3 protein-coding genes are annotated in these 2,270 nt (G+C 72.6%); all 3 read right to left on the bottom strand.

What is annotated here, in order from left to right:
* On the bottom strand, positions 1 to 726 hold a 726-nt coding region (locus tag GT354_RS12015), incomplete at its 3' end, for an RNA ligase family protein (RefSeq protein WP_161356287.1).
* A 237-nt stretch (positions 727 to 963) separates the two neighbouring features.
* A complete protein-coding gene (locus GT354_RS12010) occupies positions 964 to 1,629 on the bottom strand; it encodes an NUDIX domain-containing protein (RefSeq protein WP_161356286.1) in 666 nt (221 codons plus the stop codon).
* A 78-nt stretch (positions 1,630 to 1,707) separates the two neighbouring features.
* A partial coding sequence (locus tag GT354_RS12005) for a DeoR/GlpR transcriptional regulator (RefSeq protein WP_161356285.1) occupies positions 1,708 to 2,270 on the bottom strand: 563 nt, incomplete at its 5' end.

Below are 2,270 nucleotides of genomic sequence, written 5' to 3'. Positions count from 1 at the left end.
GGCCACGACCGGCTCGACGGCCGCGGCGTCGGCCGGATCGGCGCCCACCGCCGCGAGCAGGGCCGGCACGTCGGCGCTCGCCCCCGAACGCACCGCCCACAGCGGGGCGTTCGGCCCGAGTCCGTTCACCACGACGGCGGCGTGCATCCAGTGCGTATCGGTCTGCACATGCCCCGCCCGCACCCACTTGGCGACCCGAAGCCCGAACTCCGCCCGCTCGAACCCCGCGACGGTGCGGACGACATGGCCCTCCCTCCTGGCCGAATCCGTCCGCAGCCGGCGCAGGGCCCGTTCGTCGAACGTCCCGCGCCACAGCACGCGGGGCGCGGGCACGCCGAGTCGGCGCAGGAAACGCACGGTCTCGTCCCAGTCCAGGCAGTGCTCGTCGGCCCAGACCGAAAACCCGTAGAACCAACTCTCCAGGTCGTCGTAGCCGATCGAGTGCCGGGCGTACAGATTTTCCCCGCACACTCGCCACCCGGGCGGGATCGCCGCGGCGATCCGCCCGTGCAGACTCTTGACCCAGGCCCGCGAGGGGTGGTGCCCCGAGTCCAGGGAACGTGCGTGCAGAGCGTTGCGATACAGGGTGGTGTTCTCGCCGTCGAGCTTCTCGGTGACCACGACCTCGCGGCCGCGAAGCGCGGCCGGGTCGCCGGTGCGAATGTCGTCGGACGTCGCCCCCGGCGACCACGGCAGGTGCGGGGTGCGGGGATAGGGCACGCGCATGACCCGCTCCCCCCGACGCCCCCGATACTTGCGCCCACTGTAGGAGCGCATCCGGGACCCAACCACCGAATATCCGGAGCCGAGGAGCCGAGGAGCCGACGAGTCGGCAGGCGCCGGGACGGGGCCGAGACGCCGCCGGCGCCGGAGTTCGGCTCGGTCGCACACCCCGACTCCCTTGCGACGACGGCGGTCCGTGGGCGCCGAGGTGTGGGCGCGGCCGCGCCCGGGCCGGCGGAGCTAGCGGCCGGCGGGGCGGAACGGGCCGTCCAGGGCCGCCCATTGGAGCAGCATGACGGTCTTGGCGTCGGCGATGGCTCCGCTGCGCACCATCGCGAGGGCGTCGGGGAAGGCGAGTTCGACGACCTCGATGTCCTCGCCCTCGGCGGCGATACCGCCCCCGCCGTCGGTCGAGGTCGCGGCGCCGTAGGGGGCCGCGAAGAAGTGCAGCCGCTCGGTGACCGAGCCGGGGCTCATGTAGACGTCGAAGACGTGCTCGGGAGCACCGACATCGTGCCCGGTCTCCTCCATCGCCTCCCGGCGGATGGCCTCCTCGGGGCTGTCGCCGTCGAGCAGGCCCGCGGCGGCCTCGATCAGCATCCCGTCGGGGTGCCCGTTGACGTAGGCGGGAAGCCGGAACTGCCGCGTGAGCAACACGCTGCCGCGAGCGGTGTCGTAGAGCAGGATCGCGGCGCCGTCGCCCCGGTCGTAGGTCTCGCGCTGCTCGCGGCTCCAATGACCGTCGCCGTGCTTGTAGTCGAAGGTCGTTTTTCGCAGCACGTACCAGTCGCACGAAAGCAGTTCCACATCGACGACGCGCACCGCCGGGTTGCCGGTCAGGTCGCGGCCCTGCCGGTCCAAGCCGGTGCGACCGCGTCGGTCGGGGACGTCGAGACCGGCGGTCATCGGATGTTCGCCGGCGTCGACGAACCGGGGGCGGTATTCACAACGGTACTCCTCAAGACGATCGGATGTGGTCGGAGCTCAGGCCAGGGTGGTCTGCACCCCCGCGTCGCGCAGGGCGCTCAGGGTCGGTGGACCGCCGGGGTTGGTCGCGGCGTCGTCGGCCCCGGTATCGGTGACGAACGCCTGTACGGCGCCGAGTTCGGCCACCCGGCCGAACGCTCGTACGCCGAGCTTGGTCGCGTCCGCGACCGCGATGGTGCGCCCGGCCTGCGCCAGGGCGGCCTGCTTGACGGCCGCGTCCTCCAACGAGAACTCCGACCACCCGTACTCGGCGTGCACGCCCCCGATCGACAGCACGAAACAGTCGAAGGCCAGCAACTCCAGCGTGCGCAGGGCCAACGGGCCGACCAACGACCGCTCCCCGGGTCGAGAGCGGCCGCCCACGACCAGCAGTTCGATACCGGGCCGGTCCGCCAGGCACACCGCCGCCTGGAGACCGAGCACCGCGATCGTCAACGGCCCCCGGGCGGCCAGGTGTTCCGCGACGTGCACGGTCGTGGTCCCCGCGTCCAACAGCACGCGCGACCCCGGTTCCACCATCGCGGCGACCGCCGCGCCCAGCCGGTCCTTGGTCGTCGCCT

Origin of the sequence: Streptomyces sp. SID3343 (assembly GCF_009865215.1) — a bacterium.
Taxonomy (GTDB): domain Bacteria; phylum Actinomycetota; class Actinomycetes; order Streptomycetales; family Streptomycetaceae; genus Embleya.
Note: the sequence above shows the minus strand (reverse complement) of the source record. Positions and strands in the feature narration are given on the sequence as shown.

Coding starts and splice junctions, on each gene's coding strand:
- GT354_RS12010 (WP_161356286.1), bottom strand. CDS start 1,629: ATGACCGCCGGTCTCGACGTCCCCGACCGACGCGGTCGCACCGGCTTG.